Raw genomic sequence first — 19,670 nt, forward strand, 5'->3', positions numbered from 1 at the left:
CTCAGCCGGGGGGCTGGAAGGTGCTCTTCACCTGCAGCTCGGCGAGCTGCGAGGCGTCGACCACCACGGGGGCGCCGGTGAGCTGATCCGTCCCCTGGTTGGTCTTGGGGAAGGGGATCACGTCGCGCAGGGTAGGGGCGCCGGTGAGGAGCATGGCGGTCCGGTCCATGCCGAGGGCGATGCCGCCGTGGGGCGGGGCGCCGCTCTTCAGGGCGTCGAGGAGGAAGCCGAACTTCTCGCGCGCGTCCTTGTCGTCGATGCCCAGGGTCTTGAAGACGCGGGCCTGCACCTCGGGGTCGTGGAGGCGGATGGAGCCGCCGCCGATCTCGAAGCCGTTCAGCACGAGGTCGTAGCGGTAGCACTCGACGCGGGCGGGGTCGCTCTCAAGCAGCGGGATGTGCTCGTCGACGGGGCGGGTGAAGGCGTGGTGCGCGGCGGCCCAGCGGCCGGTGTCCTCGTCGTACTCGAAGAGGGGGGGGTTCGTGACCCAGAGAAAGCGCCACTGATCGCCGTGGCCGTACTCGGGGATGAGGCCGGTCCTCTTGGCGATGTCGACGCGGAGCTTGGCCATGACCGTGTGCACGACGGCGGTCTTGCCGAACTGGAAGCAGATCACGTCGCCGGCCTTGGCGCCGACGGTCTCGTTGATCTTCTGCCGCGCCTCGGGCGTGATCGACTTCGCGAGCGGGGACTGGGTCCAGGTGCCGTCCTCGGCGACCTTGGCGCGGGCGAGGCCCTTGAAGCCCTTGATCTCCTTGAGGCCGCGCTCCAGCTCTTCAAGCTGGGGGCGCGAGAGGTTGGCGCTTGCCGGGATGACCAGGGCCTTGACGATCTCGGCGGGGACCTCGCGGCGGTACTGGCCCGAGCGGAACTTCTCGGCGATCTCGGCCCAGAAGGAGACCCCGCCGCCGGCTTGCTCGATGACCAGCTCGGTGAGGTCGGTGTGCTCAAGGCCGAAGCGGAGGTCGGGCTTGTCGTTGCCGTAGCGGGCCATGGACTCGTTGAAGGGGAGACGCGGGAAGCGGCCCTCGGGGTACAGCGCGCGGAGATCCTTCTTGAGGACGTCCTTGAAGATGGAGAAGACGAGGCCCTCGATGAGCGAGAAGACGTCGTCCTGGTTCACGAACGACAGCTCCACGTCGATCTGGGTGAACTCGGGCTGGCGGTCGAGGCGCAGGTCCTCGTCGCGGAAGCATTTGACGATCTGGAAGTAGCGGTCGAAGCCCGCGACCATGAAGAGCTGCTTGTAGAGCTGGGGGCTCTCCGCGAGGGCGTAAAACTTCCCCGGCGAGAGGCGGGCCGGGACGAGGAAGTTGCGGGCGCCGCCAGGGGTGTACTTGACGAGGAAGGGCGTCTCGAGCTCGAGGCACCCCTGATCGGAGAGGTAGTTCCGGGTGACGCGGTTGATGTCGTGGCGCATCCGCAGGGTGCGCTGCAGGGGGATGCGCCGGAGATCGAGGTAGCGGTAGGCGAGGCGGATCTCCTCGCGGGTGTCGATCTCGTCGGTGATCTCGAAGGGAGGGGTCTCGGCGCGGTTGAAGACGGCGGCCTCGGTGACGATGATCTCCACGTCGCCGGTCGGGATCTTGGGGTTCTTGTTCTGGCCGCGGGAGACGACGACGCCGCGGATGCCGATCACCCATTCGCCGCGCACCTGTTCGGCGAGGTGGTGGGCGTCGAGGACGTGGCTGAGATCTCCGCTCTGCACGGTGGCGCCCTTGCGCGAGGCCCAGACGTCGGCCTTGGCGTACTCAGGGTCGAACACGAGCTGGGCGATGCCCTCGCGATCGCGGATGTCGATGAAGACGCAGCCGCCATGATCGCGCCGGCTGGCGACCCAGCCGAAGAGGATGACCTCCTTGCCTTCGTCCGAGGCGCGCAGCTCGCCGCAGCGGTGCGTCCTCTTGAGCTCGTCGATGAAACGGGACACGGGTGACCTCGAAAGGTGAGTTGAAAGGGGCGCCGAATGTAGCTCAAGCGCCGCAGGCTGGGATCTTTACCTGCGCCGCTGGGCGCCGGTCGAGCGGACCTGCGGCCCTCCGTCGTACGCCGCGCACGTACGCCGCAAAGTTGGCCGGGGGGGGCAGGGTCTGGCATGCCCGGCAGGGTGCATCTGGAGTCGAGGCGGTGCTGGGTCGATCGGACGCTGTGCGGTGTGGCCACGGTCCTGCCCTTCGCGCTGGCGCTCGTGCGCGCCGCGTCGGCCGGTCAGTGGCGCGACGACCTGCCCGCGGTGCGGGACCTGGGTCTCGTCGCCGTGGGCGTGGGCGGTGGGCTGTCGACCGCGGTGACCCAGGCGCTGGCGCTGGTCCCGCTCGGCCCGCGGACGTTCCGCGCGGCCCTCGGATCGGCGCTGGCGCTGGGGGTGTCGGCGCGGCTGCTCTACGGCATGGTGCGTGACCTGCTGCTCGCGGCGGCACACCGGGCGCCCGCGGGGTCCTGGCTGTCGCGGCTGGGGCTCGCGGGTGGGGCCTTGCCGAGCCCGCGCCTCTCGTCGTTGCTGGCGGCCATCGCCACCCTGACCGCTGCGCTGTCGCCGACGTGGCAGCGCGAAGGCACGGTGGGCGGGGGCGCGATGCTCGCGACGGCGGGGGCGCTCGGCGTCGTGCGGATCGCGCAGCGGTGCCTCGCCCGTGAGCCCATGGACGCGCGGGGGCGGGGGCGCGCCGACGTACAGCGCGCGCGGTGGTGGATCGCGCTGGGGGCGCTGCTCGGGGCGACGGTGGCGGAGAGCCCGATGGCAGGGCTCGCGGCGCTGGGCGCGGCGCTGGCGATGTCCGCGGCGGTGCCCGGGGTGCTGTGGGGCGGACCGCAGAAGGCGGGGCGGCAGGGAGAAGGGCGGCAGGGAGTGTGGCCCTCGGCGAAGGTCCTGAGGGGCGCGGTGCTCGCGGCGATCGGGGTCGCGGTGCTGCTCCTGGCGCCGCTGGCCTTGCGGCCGCTGGCGCCGAGGGCCTGGGCCGATCTGGGCAGGGCGCTGTCGACGGAGCGGATGGCGGCGCTCGACGTGGCGAGTGCGCACACGGGGGCGCTCTCGGCATGGGTGCGCGAGGTGGGCGTGGTGTCGCTCCTGATCGCGGTCGGGGGTGCGCTGCTGGCGGTGGCGCGGGCGCCGGCGCGGCACCTGGTCGCGCCGTTCCTGGCGCTCCTCGTGCTCGATTCGCTGCTGCCCGCGCGGGCGGCGGGGGTGCTCTCGGCCGACCCGCTCACGGCGGTGCGCTCGCTGGCGGTGGCCGGGATCGCGGCAGGGTCGGCGGTGGGGGTGCAGGAGGCGGCGCGGGCGCTGCTCCATGCGCGGGTGCCGCTGGCGAAGAGCGCGGCGGTGCTGGTGGTGATGTTCCACGTGACGCTCGTGGCGCTGACCAGCGAGGAGGCAGGGTTCGCGGCGGACCGGAGCGAGCAGACCTCCGCGGAGGTGTGGGCCGACGAGGCGCTCGGCAGCCTGGAGCCGCGCGCCGCGATCCTGGTGCGCTCGCCCGCGGTGGCGTGGCGCCTGTGGGCGGCGCGGCTGACGCGGGGGGAGCGCCCGGACGTGGTGGTGATCCCGGTGCCGCTCCTGAACCGGGGGCGGGTGGCGCTGAACCTGCTCCTGCAAGAGCCCGCGCTGGAGCCGCTCCTGCGGGATTTTGCGCTCTCGGGGGAGCCGAGTGAACTCGGGTTGTCGACGCTCGCCGATGTGCGGCCGCTCCACGTGGAGCTCGATCGGCGCTGGTCGCGGCGACTCCTGAGCCACCTGTCGGTCGACGGGCTGTGGCTGGAGTTCGCGCCGGAGCCGCTGGGGCCCTCGGATCGGAAGCTGGCGGCCGCGGAGTCCGTGGTGCCGCTGCGGCGGACGCTGGCCGCGCTGAGCGAGGCGACCATGCCCGATGCGTCGACATCGGCGGTGCTCGCCGAGACGCTGCGCGGCCACTCGAGCGTCATCGGCATGCTGGGCGAGCGGCTGGTGGCGCAGACGTTCCTGGACACGACGCGGCAGCTCACGGCGCAGGACCCGTTCGTGGTCGGAGGGCCGATCCGGCTGGCCCTGACCGGGGTGCGGCAGGCGAGCGTGGCCCGGAAACCCGTGCTCGGGCGTGGGGCTGCCCGGCGCCGCTGAAGCGCTTCAGGTCGCCGCGATGGGATCGGCGGCGTGGGGATCCTTCAGCTCGGCGACCCGGATGGCCTTCACGCGTTGCTCGTAGATGCGGGCTTCAGGCTCGGTGATCTGCTGGCCGCCGAAGCGGGCGCGGAGGTAGATCGCGGTGAGGGAGGCGACCTCGTCGGCGAGCGGATGATCCAGGGCCTGGAGCAGCTCCGCGTGCCTGAGCGGGGGAATGCCCGGCGCCCGGGGGATCCCCTGGACGTTCATCGCGGCGTCGAGGGACTCGTAGAGCGAGGTCGCGAGGATGGCGCTCGGGGAGCGCTGATCGGAGGGCCCCTCGGAGCCCCGTCCACCGCGGCCCTTGCGCCAGCGCCAGTAGAGCACGGCTCCGGCCACCGCGAAGGCGACGCCAGCGACGAGGAGCACGGGTGAGCGCGACCAGCCCGCTGTCGCGCCACCTCCACCGCGGCGGTAACGGGAGGTGAGCGCCTGGAACAGGCTCACTTGCTGGGTGCGATCGTAGCCGACGATGTGACGGTCCCAGCGCTGGCTGGTGGCCTCGATGAGGTCCCGGAGGTAGGCCCACGCGCCTTGCACTTCGCTCTTCGGGGCGGCGTCGGCGGGCGGGGTGGGGTCGAAGGTGACCCAGCCCTCGCCGTCGAGGAAGACCTCCACCCAGGAGTGGGCGTCGCCCTGTCGGACCGCGTAGAAGCGGCCGAAGCGGTTCCAGGTGCCGCCGACGAAGCCGGTCACGTTGCGGGTGGGGACGTCGAGCGTGCGGAGCATGACCGCCATCGCCGTGGAGTAGAACTCGCAGTGACCGCGCTTCGACTCGAAGAGGAAGTGGTCGAGGGGTTGCGGGTCCTTGCCCGAAGGAGAGGCGAGGTCGTAGCGGTAGTCCGAGCGGAGGCGGGCCTCGATGGCGCGCGCCTTCTCGGCGGGCTGCTCGGCCGAGCCGGCCCAGTCCCGGGCCAGGTCCGCGATGCGCGGGGGGATGTCCTTCGGGAGCTGCAGGTAGCGTCGGCGCTCGGAGGAGGGGAGCCGCTGGAAGGTGGCCGTCTTGCGGCGCGAGAGGAAGACCTCGTAGACGAGGCCGCGATCGTCGATGGGCTGGTAGCGGAACTCCCCCTCGGGCCCGCGGAATGCGGTGGTCCCCGGTTCCATGCCGGGCTGCGCGCGCGGCTTGATGCGCAGCCCCGTCGCGTGAGGCGGCAGGAAGATGACCGGCGGATCGATGGGTTCGAGATCGATGCGCAGGGAGGCCTCGGTGGCGGGATCCGGGTAGCGCTCCAGCGGGACGAGGCCGGCGTCGATCTCGGCGGGGCGCCTGAAGACCTCGCTCTGGGACCAGCTCCTGCCGTCGTACGCGTCGAGCGCGGTGCCGCGGAGGTGGAGGGTGACGCGGGGCGGGGGCGGTTCGGGGAGGCCGGGGACCTCGACCCGCATGGCGAGCTTGGGGTCACTGCGGAGCACGCCGACCACGCCGAGATCGACCTTGCCGGAGAAGCCGATCATCCGCGGGGTGTTGCCGCGGTTGAGCAGGAGCAGGGACAGGCCGACGCGGGGGAAGATCGCGAAGAGGACGGCCGTGAAGGCGAAGATGGGGATCGAGAGGAGGCAGGTGACCGCGATGAAGGAGCGGCCGACCACGCGGCGTGAGCGCAGGATGCGCGGGACGTCGACGGGCAGGCCGGTGCGGTCGCGCGCGCCCTGGCGGTAGTTGCCCTCGACCTCGCGGCGGAGGTGGCTCAGGACCAGCGCGCCCGGCGCGACGATGAGCACGCCGAGGAAGCAGAGGCCGTAACCGAGGCCGCCGCCGAGCACGGTGCCGGCGATGAGGTGGAGCAGCGCCAGCACGATCACCTGCTGGTCGTGGGCGGCGCCCTTGCGGGTGGCGAGGCGGATGACCTGGAGCGCGGCGGCGAACTCGACGAGGACGTCGAGCACGCTGGCGTCGGTGAAGATCACCCGGACGATCTGCGCGGCGACCACGAAGAGCAGGGCGCCGGTGTCCAGGTGGCGGAGGGCAGGGTGCCGCTGCCACGACTCGCGGACCATGAGCGCGAGGGCCAGGCCGATGAGGATGGCCCAGCTCACGAAGCGGTTGAAGGAGCCGCTCATCACCAGCGCGATGACCCCGAGCGCCGCGAGGGCGTCGGTCATGATCCGGTGGACGATGCCGAACCTCACGAGGCACCCCGGGTGGTCCGAGGAGGCTCGTTCGCGTGCTCGGAGGATGCGGCGGGGGCGCGTGTGGTGCTGGCGTGCGCGGCGTGCGCGGCGTGCGCGGCGTGCGCGGCGTGCGAGACACGCGCGGCGTGCATCCCACGGGCGTCGGGCGCGAGACCCTCGTCGAGAGGCTCGAGGAGGGCGAGGAAGCGGAGGATGGGGTCGGAGCCGATCGACTTGTCGCCGCGCGCCCGTTCACCGCCCGTGGTGGCGAGCATCACCCCGTCGCCGCGCTTGATGTGCGCGACCGCGCGCGAGGCGACCTCGCGGATGCGCTTCTCGAAGCCTGGCGCGAAAGAGTCTCCGGCGTCCTTGGGGCGCACGTTGTCGATGACGATCTGGACGTCGGGCCGCGTCTCACGCGCCCGCTCGCGGAGCACGAGCTGGTCGCTCACGGTGCTCTTCTTCCAGTAGATGTCGCGCGGATCGTCGCCGTCCCGCATGGGCCGGAGGCCGTACGTCTCGTCGCCGCCGCCGCGGCCGCTCAGGCTGGAGCCGCCCTCGCGGCGGCCCATGTCCTCGGTGGGGAGCCTGACGGTGTCGACGGCCGGATAGATGATGAGGTCGCCCTCGGCCTCGACCTCGCGCGACTTCTCGAACAGCCCGAAGGGGAAGCGGGTGGCGATGCGGAAGCCGGTGTGGCGGTCACGTCCGCGCCGGCCTGGGGTGCGCCGGTACGCGGCGACCTGGGCGCTGGCCGGGCTGATCTTGAGGAAGAAGCAGCGCTTGTCGGCGGGCTGTCCGGCGCGCAGGTCTTCGACCTCGATGGCGTAGGAGGGGATGCGCCCCTTGTGGTTGTAGACCTCGATCTCGACGAGGTGCGGACGCCCGACCTGCGCGCGGGCGGGGAGGCGGCGCGTCACGGTGAGGTGCCGCAGGGAGAGATCGCTCATCACGCCCGAGACCACGATGAGCGACAGGAGCATGCCGAGGAGCAGGTAGAGCAGGTTGTTGCCGGTGTTGATCGCGGCGAACCCGACGCCGAGCGTGATGCCGAGGTAGTACTTGCCCTCGCGGGTGAACTTCAGCTTGCGCGGGGGGCGAAGGGCGCGGAGGAAGCGCTCCCAGAGGGGGCGCGGGGGGCGGGCAGGGAGGCTGTGTCGCGGCGGAGCGGGGGGTGGGCGTCGCGCCTCGGCCGGGCGCGTGCGGGTGAGGGGCTCCTGACGTCCTCCGCGGGCCGAGGTCGCCGTGAGCGCCTTCCCCGTGCCGCCTTCCTGAGCGCCCCCTTCTACATCCATCGACGAGTTCCTCAGAGCGGGACCGGCACCCGCGCGACGAGATCGCGCACGGCCGCCTCGCACTCGTCGCGGCTCGGCATGTATCCCTCGGCGTGTGCCGAGAGGCGCACGCGGTGAGCCAGCACCGGCACTGCCAGGTCGTGGATGTCGTCGGCGATGCAGTAGCTGCGCCCCTGGAGCACGGCGCGGCCGCGGGCGGCTCGGGCCAGGTTCATGCCGGCGCGCGGGGAGGCGCCGAGCGAGAGGGTGGGGCTCGTGCGGGTCGCCATCAGCACCGCGTGCAGGTATGTCGCGAGGGACGGGTCGAGGTCGATGCGGTCGACCTCGCGCTGCATGGCCACGAGCTGCGCCGGGTCCAGGACTTGAGGGACGCCGCGCGCCCGGTCGGTGTCGCCGCCCTGGAGGAGGAGGCGCATCTCCACCTGCGGCGGGGGGTAGCCGATGCGGATCCGCACCATGAACCGGTCGAGCTGCGACTCGGGGAGGGGGAACGTGCCGGCGAAGTCCTGGGGGTTCTGGGTGGCGAGCACGAAGAACGGTTCGGGCAAGAACGTGGTGGTCCCGTCGACGGAGACCTGACCCTCGTTCATCGCTTCGAGGAGCGCCGACTGGGTGCGCGGGCTCGCCCGGTTGATCTCGTCGGCGAGCAGGACGTTCGCGAAGATCGGGCCCGGCTTGAAGGAGAAATGCCCGTTCCGCTGGTCGAACACGCTCACGCCGAGCACGTCGCTCGGCAGGAGGTCGCTCGTGAACTGCACCCGGCGGAGCTCTCCTCCCACGGCCTTCGCGAGCGCCCGCGCGAGCGTGGTCTTGCCGACGCCGGGAACGTCCTCGATGAGGACGTGTCCCCGGGCGAGCATCGCGATGAGGGCGAGTTCGACCGCCTCAGGTTTGCCTTCGAGGGCGTGCTCCACGGCAGCCCGGAGCTTCATCAGGAGCGGTGAAGCTTCACGTGCGACCGGAAGCGCCGATGTCATCGGGGGGGATGGTAGCACGAGGCCGCGGTGCGCCCGCCCCGATGCAAAGGGGCACGGCGCGAAGTGGGCAGGAGGGGGGAGGGTCACGGCGCGCCAGAGGTCTGCGAAGGAGGGTTCGCGCGCCCCCGAGGCCCGTGATCCGCCCTGAAAACGGGTGCCGGAGGCCGAGGTGGAGGGGACATGGGGCAAGCTGCCGCAGGGCCCGCAGAGGTGAGCTGCGGGGCATGGACCCTGGTCGAGGCCTGGAAGAGAGCTGCCTGTCGCTGGATGGCCTGGCCGCGATCCGGCATGTATGCTCGCCGCCGTGACTGCTTCGGGATCCTTGAGGCGCCCCCACCACGTCGCCGAACAACCTGCCTCGGGCGCTGCCGCGTCCACTCCACCTCCTCCCAGCAGCGAGGCCGTTCCGCCCCCCGGGCGGGTCCCCGAGAGCGACCCGCCCTACGTGAACCCCATCGCCGAACCCCCGATCCTGCCCGAGTCCCCGAAGGGGAGCCTGCTCTGGCGGGTGCGGGGGATGATCCGGTCGGTCCGGCCTCACCAGTGGGTGAAGAACCTCTTCGTGCTCGCGCCCGTGGTGTTCGCGAAGCACCTGACCCATCCGTCGATCATCAAGAGCGCCCTCGGGGCGTTCGCGATCTTCTGTCTGCTCGCCGGGGCGGTGTACACGCTGAACGACCTGGTCGACGTGAAGGCCGACAGGGTGCACCCGGTCAAGCGTTACAGACCGATCGCGTCGGGCCGGGTCCCTCTCCCGCTGGCGAAGGGGATGGCCGTCGCCCTGGTGCTCGTGGCGCTCGGGGGGGCCTTGATCGGGCCCTTCGAGTTCTTCCTCACGGCCCTCGCCTACTTCATCCTCAACCTGGCGTACTCGCTCCGCTTGAAGAAGGTCGCGTACCTCGACGTGGGGTGCATCGCGCTCGGCTTCGTGCTGCGGGTGCTCGCGGGGGGCTTCGCGACGAAGACGCCCATCTCGGGCTTCATGGTGGCGTGCACGGCGCTGCTCGCCCTGTTCCTCGGGTTCGGCAAGCGGCGCCACGAGCTTGCGGGGGTGAACGCCGCCAAGCAGCGCTCTGCGCTGGAAGCCTACTCCCCGCAGGCCCTGACGGTGGCGCTCGCCCTCACCGGTGTGGCCACGGTCGGCACCTACCTTGCGTACACGCTGGATCCCACGACCCGGAGCTTCTTCCAGAGCGAGTACCTGTGGATGACCACCATTCACCCGCTCTTCGGGGTGTTCCGGTTCCTTCAGCTCGTGGCGGGTCGCCCCAAAGCAGAGAGCCCGACGCAGGAGATGCTTCGCGACGTGCCCTTCGTATTGAACCTGGTCATGTACGTCGCAGAGGTCATCTTCATCGTGTACCGGCTGAGGCCTTCCTGAGATGTCCACACCCGAGCCACGCCCTGCAGACGCGCCACGACCGCCTCCGAAGAGCGACCCACTCACGGATCTGGCGCTGACGCTGCCGATCTTCGTGCTGTACCACCTCGGGGTCGTGCTGCTCCCGGTGCGCAACGCGGCGGACCCGGTGACGGCGGAGCTGCGGGCGCTGGCGAGCCACAGCCTGCTGCTCTATGCAGGGCTCACGCTGTCGATCGGGGCGGCGTTCGTGGTGGTCCTCGGGATCCTGGGCCGCGGTCACGCGCTGGAGACGCGGCGGTTCGCGCTGGTGGCGTTCGAGGGCGCCCTCTATGCGGTGCTGATGCGCTTCGTCGGCGCCTACGCGGTCGGATCGCTGCGCCTCGGGCCACCGGGGGGCACCGGCGTGTTCACGGGGGTGGTGATGTCCATGGGGGCCGGCTTCTACGAGGAAGTCGTGTTCCGGGTCGGCCTCTTCGGGCTGGGGGCGCTGGCGATCAAGGTCGTCTTCGGCAAGGGGCTGCAGGGCATCTTCTTCATGATGGGGTGGGCGGTCCTCGCCGCCGCTGTCTTCGCGGGGTGGCACTACGTGGGTCCCCTCGGAGACCCCTGGGATCTGCGCTCGTTCGTCTTCCGGATGGTGTGCGGGCTGGTCCTCACCGCCATCTACGTGTTCCGCGGCTTCGCGCCGGCAGTCTGGACGCACGCCCTCTACGATGTGTGGGTGATGGTCCTGCACTGATCGACGCCGCATCGACGCCGCATCGACGCCGCATCGACGCCGCATCGACGCCGCATCGACGCCGCAAGCCGGTGGAGAGGCGTTGCCGCCCGGGTTGCCCCGTGCTTTTTCGGAGGGGTGACCCTCGAAGCCCAGCTCGCTGCTCTCCCCGATCCGCTGCTCCAACGCCTGCGATCCCGGGGCTTCGACCCGGAGCGTCTGGCGCAGTGGGCGGCCATGGTGGGCAAGGACCGCGACGCGCGCAACCGCCTGTCAGGCACCGTGGAGCCCCCGGCGGCCAGCGACATCGCGGACCTGCCTGCGGAGGGGACGCCGGAGCACGCGCGCTGCAGGGAGGCGGGGCTCGCCGCGTTGCGACGGGGCGAGGTGGCGCTGTGCGTCCTGGCGGGAGGGATGGCGACCCGGATGGGCGGGGTGGTCAAGGCGCTGGTGGAGGCGCTCCCCGGCCAGACCTTCCTCGATCTGCGGCTCGGGGAGCACGAGCACCTGGCGCAGATGGCGGGCGCACCCGTGCCGCTGTGGCTGATGACCAGCGAGGCGACGGAGGGGCCGATCCGTGAAGCGCTGGGGGAGCGCCTGCGTGCCGAGGAGCGGGTCGCGACCTTCGAGCAGCACGTGGCGCTGCGCCTGACACCCGAGGGGGCGCTGTTCCTTGACGATCAGGGAGAGCCGAGCGTGTACGCGACAGGTCACGGGGATCTGCCGGACGCGCTGCGGAAGAGCGGGCTGCTCCAGCGGTTCCTCGCGCGCGGCGGGCGCACGGTGTGGATCGCCAACCTGGACAACCTCGGGGCCTCCGTGGATCCGGTCATCCTGGGGTGGCACCTCGGGCATGGCGGGGCGCTCAGCGTGGAGGTGGTGGACAAGGTCGGATCCGACAAGGGTGGGGGACCGGTGCGCTGGAATGGGCGGCCGGTGGTCGTCGAGGAGTTCCGGCTGCCGGTCGGGTTCGATGGGCGCTCGGTCCCCGTGTTCAGCACGAACACCTTCCTCGTGGACGCAGCGGCGCTGGAGGGGCTTTCGCTCGCGTGGACCTACATCGAGGTGGACAAGCAGGTGGGTGATCGCCGGGCGGTGCAGTTCGAGCGCATCCTGAACGAGCTGACCGTGGCGCTGCCGACGCGCGTGCTCCGGGTCCCTCGTGAGGGCGCGGCCTCGCGTTTTCTGCCGGTCAAGGACGTGGCGGAGCTCGAGCGGCGGCGGCCGGAGCTCGAGGTCATCGCGCGGGCACGCGGGATGCTCGCGTAGAGGCGCGGGGAGGGAGTGCCCTGACCGGGGTATTCCCCCTCGTTTGGCGCTATGCTCGGTGCTCGCCGATGCCCCTGCCTCCTCTTCCGCGGCTCGCGCTCCGGCTCGTCGAGGCGGTTGCCTCGCGCGACGAGCCGGGGTTTCTCTCCCTGCAACGCCGCGTGCTGCGGGTGGAGATGGAGGACGGCTCCCTGAGCGAGCCCTTCGTCTACGACGCGGTGGGGCGGGAGCGGCTGGATGCGGTGGTGATCGTGCCCCACTTCCGGGACGCCGCGGGTCAGGTGCACGTGTACCTGCGCTCTGCGCTGCGGCCTCCCGTGGAGGCGCGGCCCAGGGCCGTGTGGCCGGTGCCCGAGCGGGAGACGCTCGGCGCGATGTGGGAGGTGCCTGCGGGGCTCGTGGAGGTGGACGAGCGGAGCCCGGAAGGGTTGCGGCGCTGCGCGGCACGCGAGCTTCACGAGGAGGCAGGGTTCGCGGTGGATCCACAGGCAGTGGGTGAGCTGGGGCCGTCGTCATTCCCGGCACCTGGCGTGATGGGGGAGCGGCACTTCTTCTTCCATGTCGAGGTCGACCCGGCGCGGCAGATCGAGCCCCCCGAGGATGGATCCCCGCTTGAGCGTGGGGCCAAGGTGGTGGCGGTGCCGCTCGTGGAGGCGCTGGAGCTCGTGCGCCGCGGGGAGATCGAGGACGCGAAGACGGAGCTCGCGCTGCGGCGGCTCGCGGAGATCGGATGAGCGACCCGGTGGGCATGCCGCTGCTCCTGCGGCCAAAGTCGCGGATCGCGCTCGTCGTCAAGCGCTCGGCGTGGCGGATCTACCTGGAGGAGCAGCAGGATCCGCGTCTCAGTCGGCTGGTGGAGGCAGGGGATCCCACGGTGGCGCGGCTGCGCGCGTCCCACGACGCGCACGAGCAGACGGTGCGTGAGGTGAGGGCGGCGCTCGACCGTATCGGCGCCGAGGTGCTGCAGGTGCGCGGGTCCTCGCAGCCGTTCGATGCAGAGGGGCTGGACCTGGTGGTCACGGTCGGGGGGGACGGGACGCTGTTGAGCGCCTCGCACAGCGTGGAGAAGGTGCCCATCCTCGGCATCAACAGCGCGCCGAACCACTCGGTGGGGTTCTTCTGCGGCGCGCGGAGCGGCGAGGTGGCGTCGGCGATCGAGAAGGCGCTGAAGGGGGCGCTGCGCCGCGCGGTGCTCACGCGCATGCAGGTGACGGTGAACGGGCGGGTGGTGACGTCACGGGTGCTCAACGAGGCGCTGTTCTGTCATGCCTCACCCGCGGCGACGTCGCGTTACCTGTTGCAGCTCGGGAAGGTGGATGAGGAGCAGAAGTCGAGCGGATTCTGGATCGGCCCCGCTGCAGGGTCGACGGCGGCGCAGCGCTCGGCGGGGGGGCGCGTTCTTCCTCTCACCTCGAACAAACTGCAGCTCGTGGTGCGCGAGCCCTACACGCCTCATGGAGAGGCGTACCGGCTCCGGAACGCTCTGCTTTCGCCCGGAACCAAGCTCGTCGTGCGCAGCAAGATGCACGAGGCAAAGCTGTTCTTCGACGGGGCGGTGAACTCCGTGGACGTGGGCTTCGGTGACATCCTCGAAGTGACCCACGCACCTCAACCGCTGACGGTGCTCGGGATTTCCACGAAGCGGAAGTGGGGCTCCGGCTCTCCGGCGCTGTTTCGCGAGCCTTGATGCTTCGCCGGGGAAACGGCAGCGGGCGTTTCCCAAGTTCGTCCCGGGTCCTCGGCTCGGCGTTCGAGCGAAGTCACAGGGGTAGCGACCATCGGGAGCGTAGGGACCGATGGTCCCTGATCCAGGGTACGCAGTACTAGAAGGTGCCGACCACGCCGGCTTGGCCCGCGCCGATCCAGGGTCGAAGCGTCGCCGCGTCGCGGGCTGGGCTCGTGGTGGGTCTGGACGAGGAGGTGCTGGTGACGAGCAGCACCAGGCCGGTGGCGATGCCGACCCCGCCCACCACGAAACCCACGGTGGAGATGGTCCCGTTGCGGAGGGCAGCGTCCCGGGAATCCACGACGTCGCGCTCGTTGGGGCAGATATTGCCAGCGCAGTGGTCCTTCGTGGAAGCGGTCCCCGTGAAGGCGAGGATTCCGAACACGGAACCCACTGCCACGCCAGCAGCGCCTGCGCCGAGGGCAATGAGGGCAGGTAGGGGGGGCTTGCTGGAGGACGAGGGGAGGGGCTGGAGTGCTCTGGCGGCTTTCGCCGCCTCCTCCTTCTTCTTCATGACGGCCGCGTCGGGCTCCAGGGTGAGTTCGACGCGGAGGTGCTCGCCCTCGGCGAGGGTTGGCCGGCGCTCTGCGGAAGTGAACCCCTCCGCCTCGACCCGGACGGTGTGCTCCCCGGGATCGAGGGGCACCTCGGAGCGAGCGTCTGTCTCTTTCCCGTCGATGAGGATCCGGGCGGCGCTCGGAGCCGGGCCGCTCACCAGCACCTGGATCCCTGGAATGCGAGGGCCCAGGTCGGCGAGCAGCTTGCGCGCCGTGGTCTGGGTACCCTTGGCGAGGGGGGTCTCGGCAGGGCCGTTGGCGATCTCCTGAAGGATGGCGTTCGCTTCGACGAACCGCTTGGCCCCGGTGAATGCGCGGGCGAGGTCCAGCCTGAGGAGGGGGCCGGGGTCGATGGCCACGGCACGCTGCAGCGGCTCGATCGCCTCCGCAAAACGCTTCTGCTGGAGAGCGACCTGCCCGGGGGCCGCGACCTTCTGTGCCTCGGCGCGCCGCTGGGAGTTCACCTGGGCACCTGCAGGCCGTGGAGAGATGGAGACGAGCGCGGCGCAGGCGGCCGAGAGAAGGAGGGCACGAAGCAGTCGCATCTCCTTCATCGTATCCGGGATCTCGGTCGGGCAGGAGGTAGCTGTGGAGGGTGGCCGAGAGGCGCGCGATCCGGATCGAGGCGAGGTCTCACGGCAAGAATGAGGCCACTTTCCCGTGGGATTTCGGCCCCGGTCAGGGCGTCCGACCTCCTCTCGTTCGATCCAGCCTTTCGCTCCATCGGGGCGATGGCGGCCGAAAACCAGCCTGTTTCGTGCGCTGATCGACGACTACGCTCTGGATCTGAGACGTGCGTTGTGATTGTGTTTGACGCGCGAGAGGGCAAATCCTCCGGAGGAAAGACGAACATGGCTGGCAAGAAGACCGATGGGAAGAAGGTGACGGCTCTCAGCAAGAGCGCGCTGATCAACGCCGTGGTCGAGTCGACCGAGGGCGAGCTGAGCCGAAAGCAGGTCAAGGCGATCCTCGAGTCCCTGACGGACATCGCCTACAAGGAGCTGAAGAAGACTGGCGTGTTCACGATGCCGGGGTTCGCCAAGTTCCGCGTGGTGAAGAAGCCGGCGACCAAGGCGCGTGAGGGCGTGAACCCTTTCACCAAGCAGCCCATGACGTTCCCGGCGAAGCCCGCGAGCAAGTCGGTGCGCGCACGGCCCATCAAGGCGATCAAGGACTCCGTGGCCTGAACCAGGAGGCAGGAGAGGTCTCCTGCCTCCAGACGGTGACGGGCTGGAGCGGCAGCACGTTTCGGAAAGCTCCGGTGGCGCGCGGGGGGTGGGGCCCTGATGGGCCTTGAACGGAGCCTGAACGCGGCTGGAACGCGTCCTGAGCGGTGAGGCGGTGGGGGTTGAGAGCCCCCCTGCCGTGCGGCCGCGGGGCGGTTCCGAGCACTGCGGCCCGAGCGCAGGGGCTGCGAGGGGCTAGTACTCCGTTCCCCAAGTTCGTCCCGGATTCTTGGCTCGGCCTTCGAGCGAAGTAACGGGGTAGCGACCATCGGGAGCGTAGGGACCGAAGGTCCCTGCACCAGGGTACGCAGTACTAGACGGGGGGCGCTGTCTGGGCGAGGCCGAAAGCCTCCAGGAAGCGCTGATAGGAAGCCTCTCGATCTGCCTGGATGGCGCGGATGACCGTCTCGATCTGCTCCACACCAGCGCCGCGCAGACGGGCGTAGAGCAGCTCTGAACGGTCTTCCTTGGGATCGATGCCCGCGCCTGCGAGCACGGTGCCTCCCACGCTGAGACCAGCAGGGATGAGCTGAATGAAGGGGTCGGGGGCTCGACGCAGCAAGCCCACCAGTCGGTGTGAATTCGACCCATCTCCAGCCATCCGCGGGTGGAAGGAAGCCAGGACGGGTGCGTCGTTGCTCGCCGAGGAGACGAAGGCAGGCCCTTGAACCGCTGGCGGCTCTGCCGTGCCGCGGCGAAGTGCATCTCCGAAGCGGGCGGCGAAGCGCTCGAACACGGCTGGTGGGGTCTGGACGCAGGGGAAAACGAGGTGCACCACCGCGCTGTCGGCCTGACGCGCAGCGAGGAGCGCCGTGTCCAGGTGCGGCTCCCTGTCGAGCAGTACGCAGAAACGGCCGAATCCGCTCGCGGTATCACGCAGGAAGGGGCAGAGCTGAAAGCGCGCCACCACCTCGTCTGCGTACCGCGTGTGGACGCGAGCCACTTCCTCCGCGAACTGCGCCGCCTGTGGGTGGCTGGCGAACTCCCCCCGTAGCACCGATTGGACCCGTCCCATTAATTCCCTCGGCGCACCAAGAATCCTTGCTCGGCCGTCCTAGTGCTTCGTGATAGCGTACGCCGCGCTGCGGCGAAAGGAGTGAGCGTGCAACAGAGTGCGAAGCTAACGCTGAACGATGGTGGTGCAGAGAAGACCATCGAGCTGCCCGTCATCACTGGGACCGAGAACGAGAAGTCGATCGACATTGGCTCGCTCCGGACGCAGACCGGGTACGTCTGTCTCGATCCCGCCTTCGTCAATACGGCGTCGACGAAGAGTGCCATCACGTTTCTCGACGGAGAGCAGGGCATTCTTCGGTATCGGGGCATTCCGATCGAGGTGCTGGGCGAGAAGTCCACGTTCGTGGAGACCTCGTACCTCCTCATCTACGGCAAGCTCCCGAACCGGTCAGAGCTGTCCCGTTTCTCCACGCTGCTCACCCGCCACTCGCTGATCCACGAGGACATGAAGCGCTTCTTCGACGGTTACCCGTCGACGGCGCACCCCATGGCGATCCTGTCGGCGATGGTGCTGTCCCTGTCGAGCTTCTATCCGGAGGCGATCGACGTGGACAACAGGGAGCAGATCGACATCACCATCGCGCGGCTGCTGTCGAAGGTGCGCACCATCGCGGCCTTCTCGTACAAGAAGTCGATCGGACAGCCGTTCGCCTACCCGCAGAACTCGCTGTCGTACTGTGCGAACTTCCTCAACATGATGTTCTCGGTGCCGGCGGAGCCGTACGAGATCGACGAGGACATCGTGAAGGTGCTGAACCTGCTGCTCATCCTGCACGCGGATCACGAGCAGAACTGTTCCACCTCGACGGTCCGGCTCGTGGGCAGCGCGCGGACCAACCTGTTCGCGTCGATCGCTGCAGGCATCTGTGCGCTGTGGGGCCCGCTCCACGGCGGCGCCAACCAGGAAGTGGTGGAGATGCTCGAGGCCATCCACGCCGACGGCGGGGATGTGCAGAAGTTCGTCAAGCTCGCCAAGGACAAGACCTCGAACTTCCGGCTGATGGGCTTCGGCCACCGGGTCTACAAGAACTACGATCCGCGGGCGCGGCTGATCTCCTCGGCGGCCGACAAGATCCTGACCAAGCTCGGGATCAACGATCCGCTCCTCGAGATTGCCAAGCGGCTCGAAGAGGCGGCGCTGAAGGATCCGTACTTCGTCGACCGCCGGCTGTACCCGAACGTCGACTTCTACAGCGGCATCATCTACCGGGCGATCGGCTTCCCGAAGAACATGTTCACCGTGCTCTTCGCCCTCGGCCGTCTCCCGGGCTGGATCGCTCACTGGAAGGAGATGATGGAGGACCCCGGCACGAAGATCGGTCGGCCGCGGCAGATCTACACCGGTGAGACCGCGCGCGACTACGTGCCGCTCGATGAGCGCGCGTGAGCCAGTGATGCAGCCGTGAGGGTGGGCGACCAGGCCCACCCCCGCCTGCTCAGCCAGCCCTCAGAATCATCAGCAGAACTCCGACCAGGATCCCGAGTGCGAGGGAAGCGCCGCCGACGAGGAGCGCGAGCTGTCCGCCCGAGAAGCCGCGTCGCGCCTGGGCCGTTCTTCTCGGGGCCGGTGCGCTGACACCACCGAGGTTCGGTTCGACCCTCGGCTCGATCCACGTGGCGGCTGGTCGGGGAGCTGAAGGAATCGCGCCTGCCGGGGCGGGGCCTGCCACGCTGGGATGTGCCTTCGGTACGGCCCCTGGTGGGGCTGTGGGCGCAACCGGTGCCGGAGCAGGTGCCGAGGTTGCGATGTGCAGGGGAGCCTGTGCGGGCGGCGAGGCCGCTGCAAAGGCGCTCGGGGCTGGCAAGGGCTCCACGGCAGACACGGCTGCCGACGCCATCACCGGGGGTGCGGTGGCGGGGAGGGACACTGCTGCTGGTGGAGCTCCGGCTGCGGGGCCGAGGCCGAGCACCGTGGCAGCCGGTGCGGGGCGACGGCGGGGGCCGGGCTCCGAGGCCGCGGCGGGAGGTCCGGCTGCAGGCATGACGGCAGCGGACTCAGGGTACGTGGGGGCGACGCGAGAGGCTGGCGTGGGGCCGGCGAGGACCATGCGCTGGCCGGGATGGAGCCTGCCTTCCAGCACGGCGCGCGCATAGGGGGCGGGCTGGCCTGCCCGGACGGCGTGCACGTCGGCCCGCATGGTGTCGGCGTCGGGGTAGCGGTGGTGTTTCACGAACGCGAGGGCGCGATCGACAATGGCCGCCACATCGGGGGGGAGGTTGGGCGCAACGGTGGCGAGCGGAGCAGGTGCTTCCGTGGCGGCGGCGATGATCTCCATCGTGTCGCTCAGGTCGCCGTGAACGGGGCGCCCGGACAGGAGACGGAACATGGTGGCACCGAGGCCGAAGAGGTCCGTGCGGCCATCGATCTCGTTGATCAATCCCGTGGCCTGCTCCGGCGCCATGTAGGTCGCAGTGCCGAGGATCATCCCTGTCTTGGTGGCAGTCTTCTCCGGCATGCCTTGGAGGCCATCGAGCACGCGGGCGATGCCGAAGTCGAGGAGCCGTGTCTGTCCGTCGGCGCCGATATGGATGTTCTCGGGCTTGAGGTCACGATGCACCACGCCGCGGGCGTGCGCGACGCTCAGGGTGTCCAGCACCTGCTCGGCCATGCTCAGGACCTCTGCTGGGGGCATGGTCGTGAGCCGGACCATCCGGTCGAAGAGACTCTCTCCGTTGAGGACCTCCATGGCGAGGTAGGCCGTGCCATCGTCGGTGGTTCCGGAGCCGAGGGTCCGCACGACGCCGGGGAGGGGATCCGACCCGCCGAGGGTGTTGCCGATGTGCCCCTCGAGCAGGAACCGCTTTCTCACCTCGGGGTGGGCATTGAGGTCGGGGTGCAGCACCTTGAGGGCGACTGCGCTCCCGTCAGCGCCACGGCCGAGCAGCACGGCGCCCATGCCGCCGATGCCGAGCACGCGCTCGATCCGCCACTTACCAGCGAATGTTTGGCCTACCCAGCTCTCCGCGTCGTCGTCGTAGCTCACGCGAAAGCCGCTCCGCGTCCCGTTTCTGCCGGGTTCTAGTTGATGCTGGTCAGCCCGAGCCGGGGGGCGTCACCCTCGTCGAGGCGGTCGGCGGCGAACTTCAGGCCGGAGGCGACGTTGCGAAAGGCCTCGGAGGAGAGCCGCACGGTCACCCCGGAGCGCAGCAGGGTCACGTGCATCGTGCCGCAGGGGCAACGGGTGACGCGCAGGGTTTCGTTCGAGAGCAGCTCGGTGTGCGGGCCGCATGAGCCAGGAGACGCCATGTCCACCTCGCGGGGCATCCTAGCA

The 19,670-nt window shown here is 70.1% G+C and carries 17 protein-coding genes; 9 read left to right on the forward strand and 8 right to left on the reverse strand.

Annotated elements, in window-relative coordinates; all coding sequences use genetic code 11:
* Position 1: 1 nt before the first annotated feature.
* Positions 2-1,930 carry an aspartate--tRNA ligase gene (gene aspS / locus CAP_RS10775; RefSeq protein ID WP_044239470.1) on the reverse strand — a complete coding sequence of 643 codons (1,929 nt, stop codon included), beginning with the start codon at positions 1,928-1,930 and terminating at the stop codon, positions 2-4.
* A 225-nt stretch (positions 1,931-2,155) separates the two neighbouring features.
* Here aspS and CAP_RS10780 point away from each other — a divergent pair, with 225 nt between their 5' ends.
* Positions 2,156-4,093, forward strand: a complete 1,938-nt coding sequence (locus CAP_RS10780; protein WP_231511346.1) for a hypothetical protein — start codon at positions 2,156-2,158, stop codon at positions 4,091-4,093.
* Between the two features lie 6 nt (positions 4,094-4,099).
* Here the strand turns inward: CAP_RS10780 and CAP_RS10785 are convergent, their stop codons facing one another.
* From CAP_RS10785 to CAP_RS10795, 3 genes are read right to left on the reverse strand one after another with little or no spacing between them, the layout of a single operon-like run.
* Positions 4,100-6,268 (reverse strand): transglutaminase TgpA family protein, encoded by a 2,169-nt coding sequence (locus tag CAP_RS10785; protein WP_044239473.1) that lies wholly within the window; start codon positions 6,266-6,268, stop codon positions 4,100-4,102.
* Positions 6,265-7,545 carry a DUF58 domain-containing protein gene (locus tag CAP_RS10790; protein ID WP_081864758.1) on the reverse strand — a complete coding sequence of 427 codons (1,281 nt, stop codon included), beginning with the start codon at positions 7,543-7,545 and terminating at the stop codon, positions 6,265-6,267. The genes CAP_RS10785 and CAP_RS10790 overlap by 4 nt, the downstream gene beginning before the upstream one ends.
* An 11-nt stretch (positions 7,546-7,556) precedes the next feature.
* Entirely contained in the window at positions 7,557-8,522 is a 966-nt protein-coding gene (locus tag CAP_RS10795) for an AAA family ATPase (RefSeq protein WP_044239475.1), read from the reverse strand.
* A 304-nt stretch (positions 8,523-8,826) separates the two neighbouring features.
* Here CAP_RS10795 and CAP_RS10800 point away from each other — a divergent pair, with 304 nt between their 5' ends.
* From CAP_RS10800 to CAP_RS10820, 5 genes are all read left to right on the forward strand, one after another.
* Positions 8,827-9,903 (forward strand): decaprenyl-phosphate phosphoribosyltransferase, encoded by a 1,077-nt coding sequence (locus CAP_RS10800; protein ID WP_231511299.1) that lies wholly within the window; start codon positions 8,827-8,829, stop codon positions 9,901-9,903.
* Position 9,904: 1 nt separating this feature from the next.
* The gene (locus CAP_RS10805) at positions 9,905-10,624 is read left to right on the forward strand and encodes a CPBP family glutamic-type intramembrane protease (protein WP_044239479.1); all 720 of its coding nucleotides are present in this window, start codon (positions 9,905-9,907) and stop codon (positions 10,622-10,624) included.
* A 117-nt stretch (positions 10,625-10,741) separates the two neighbouring features.
* Positions 10,742-11,872, forward strand: coding sequence for a UTP--glucose-1-phosphate uridylyltransferase (locus CAP_RS10810; protein WP_044239480.1), 1,131 nt, complete (start codon positions 10,742-10,744; stop codon positions 11,870-11,872).
* A 68-nt stretch (positions 11,873-11,940) separates the two neighbouring features.
* Positions 11,941-12,606, forward strand: a complete 666-nt coding sequence (locus CAP_RS10815) for an NUDIX hydrolase (RefSeq protein ID WP_044239481.1) — start codon at positions 11,941-11,943, stop codon at positions 12,604-12,606.
* Positions 12,603-13,559 (forward strand): NAD(+)/NADH kinase, encoded by a 957-nt coding sequence (locus CAP_RS10820; RefSeq protein WP_044239483.1) that lies wholly within the window; start codon positions 12,603-12,605, stop codon positions 13,557-13,559. The genes CAP_RS10815 and CAP_RS10820 overlap by 4 nt, the downstream gene beginning before the upstream one ends.
* A 136-nt stretch (positions 13,560-13,695) precedes the next feature.
* Here the strand turns inward: CAP_RS10820 and CAP_RS10825 are convergent, their stop codons facing one another.
* Positions 13,696-14,700, reverse strand: a complete 1,005-nt coding sequence (locus tag CAP_RS10825) for a PEGA domain-containing protein (RefSeq protein WP_197041118.1) — start codon at positions 14,698-14,700, stop codon at positions 13,696-13,698.
* Positions 14,701-15,006: 306 nt separating this feature from the next.
* Between CAP_RS10825 and CAP_RS10830 the strand changes: the two genes are divergently transcribed.
* The gene (locus CAP_RS10830; RefSeq protein ID WP_044239486.1) at positions 15,007-15,342 is read left to right on the forward strand and encodes an HU family DNA-binding protein; all 336 of its coding nucleotides are present in this window, start codon (positions 15,007-15,009) and stop codon (positions 15,340-15,342) included.
* A 352-nt stretch (positions 15,343-15,694) separates the two neighbouring features.
* Here the strand turns inward: CAP_RS10830 and CAP_RS53510 are convergent, their stop codons facing one another.
* A complete protein-coding gene (locus CAP_RS53510; RefSeq protein ID WP_231511301.1) occupies positions 15,695-15,943 on the reverse strand; it encodes a hypothetical protein in 249 nt (82 codons plus the stop codon).
* Between the two features lie 102 nt (positions 15,944-16,045).
* Between CAP_RS53510 and CAP_RS53515 the strand changes: the two genes are divergently transcribed.
* Entirely contained in the window at positions 16,046-16,375 is a 330-nt protein-coding gene (locus tag CAP_RS53515) for a hypothetical protein (RefSeq protein ID WP_231511302.1), read from the forward strand.
* A 108-nt stretch (positions 16,376-16,483) separates the two neighbouring features.
* Positions 16,484-17,785, forward strand: a complete 1,302-nt coding sequence (locus CAP_RS10840) for a citrate synthase (RefSeq protein ID WP_044239490.1) — start codon at positions 16,484-16,486, stop codon at positions 17,783-17,785.
* A 49-nt stretch (positions 17,786-17,834) separates the two neighbouring features.
* On the opposite strand, the gene CAP_RS47825 is transcribed toward CAP_RS10840, so the two are convergent.
* On the reverse strand, positions 17,835-19,382 hold the full coding sequence (locus CAP_RS47825; protein ID WP_231511303.1) for a serine/threonine-protein kinase: 1,548 nt from the start codon (positions 19,380-19,382) through the stop codon (positions 17,835-17,837).
* Between the two features lie 35 nt (positions 19,383-19,417).
* On the reverse strand, positions 19,418-19,663 hold the full coding sequence (locus CAP_RS10850; RefSeq protein ID WP_044239492.1) for a hypothetical protein: 246 nt from the start codon (positions 19,661-19,663) through the stop codon (positions 19,418-19,420).
* Positions 19,664-19,670 lie beyond the last annotated feature (7 nt).

The organism is Chondromyces apiculatus DSM 436 (genome assembly GCF_000601485.1).
Taxonomy (GTDB): Bacteria; Myxococcota_A; Polyangia; order Polyangiales; family Polyangiaceae; genus Chondromyces; species Chondromyces apiculatus.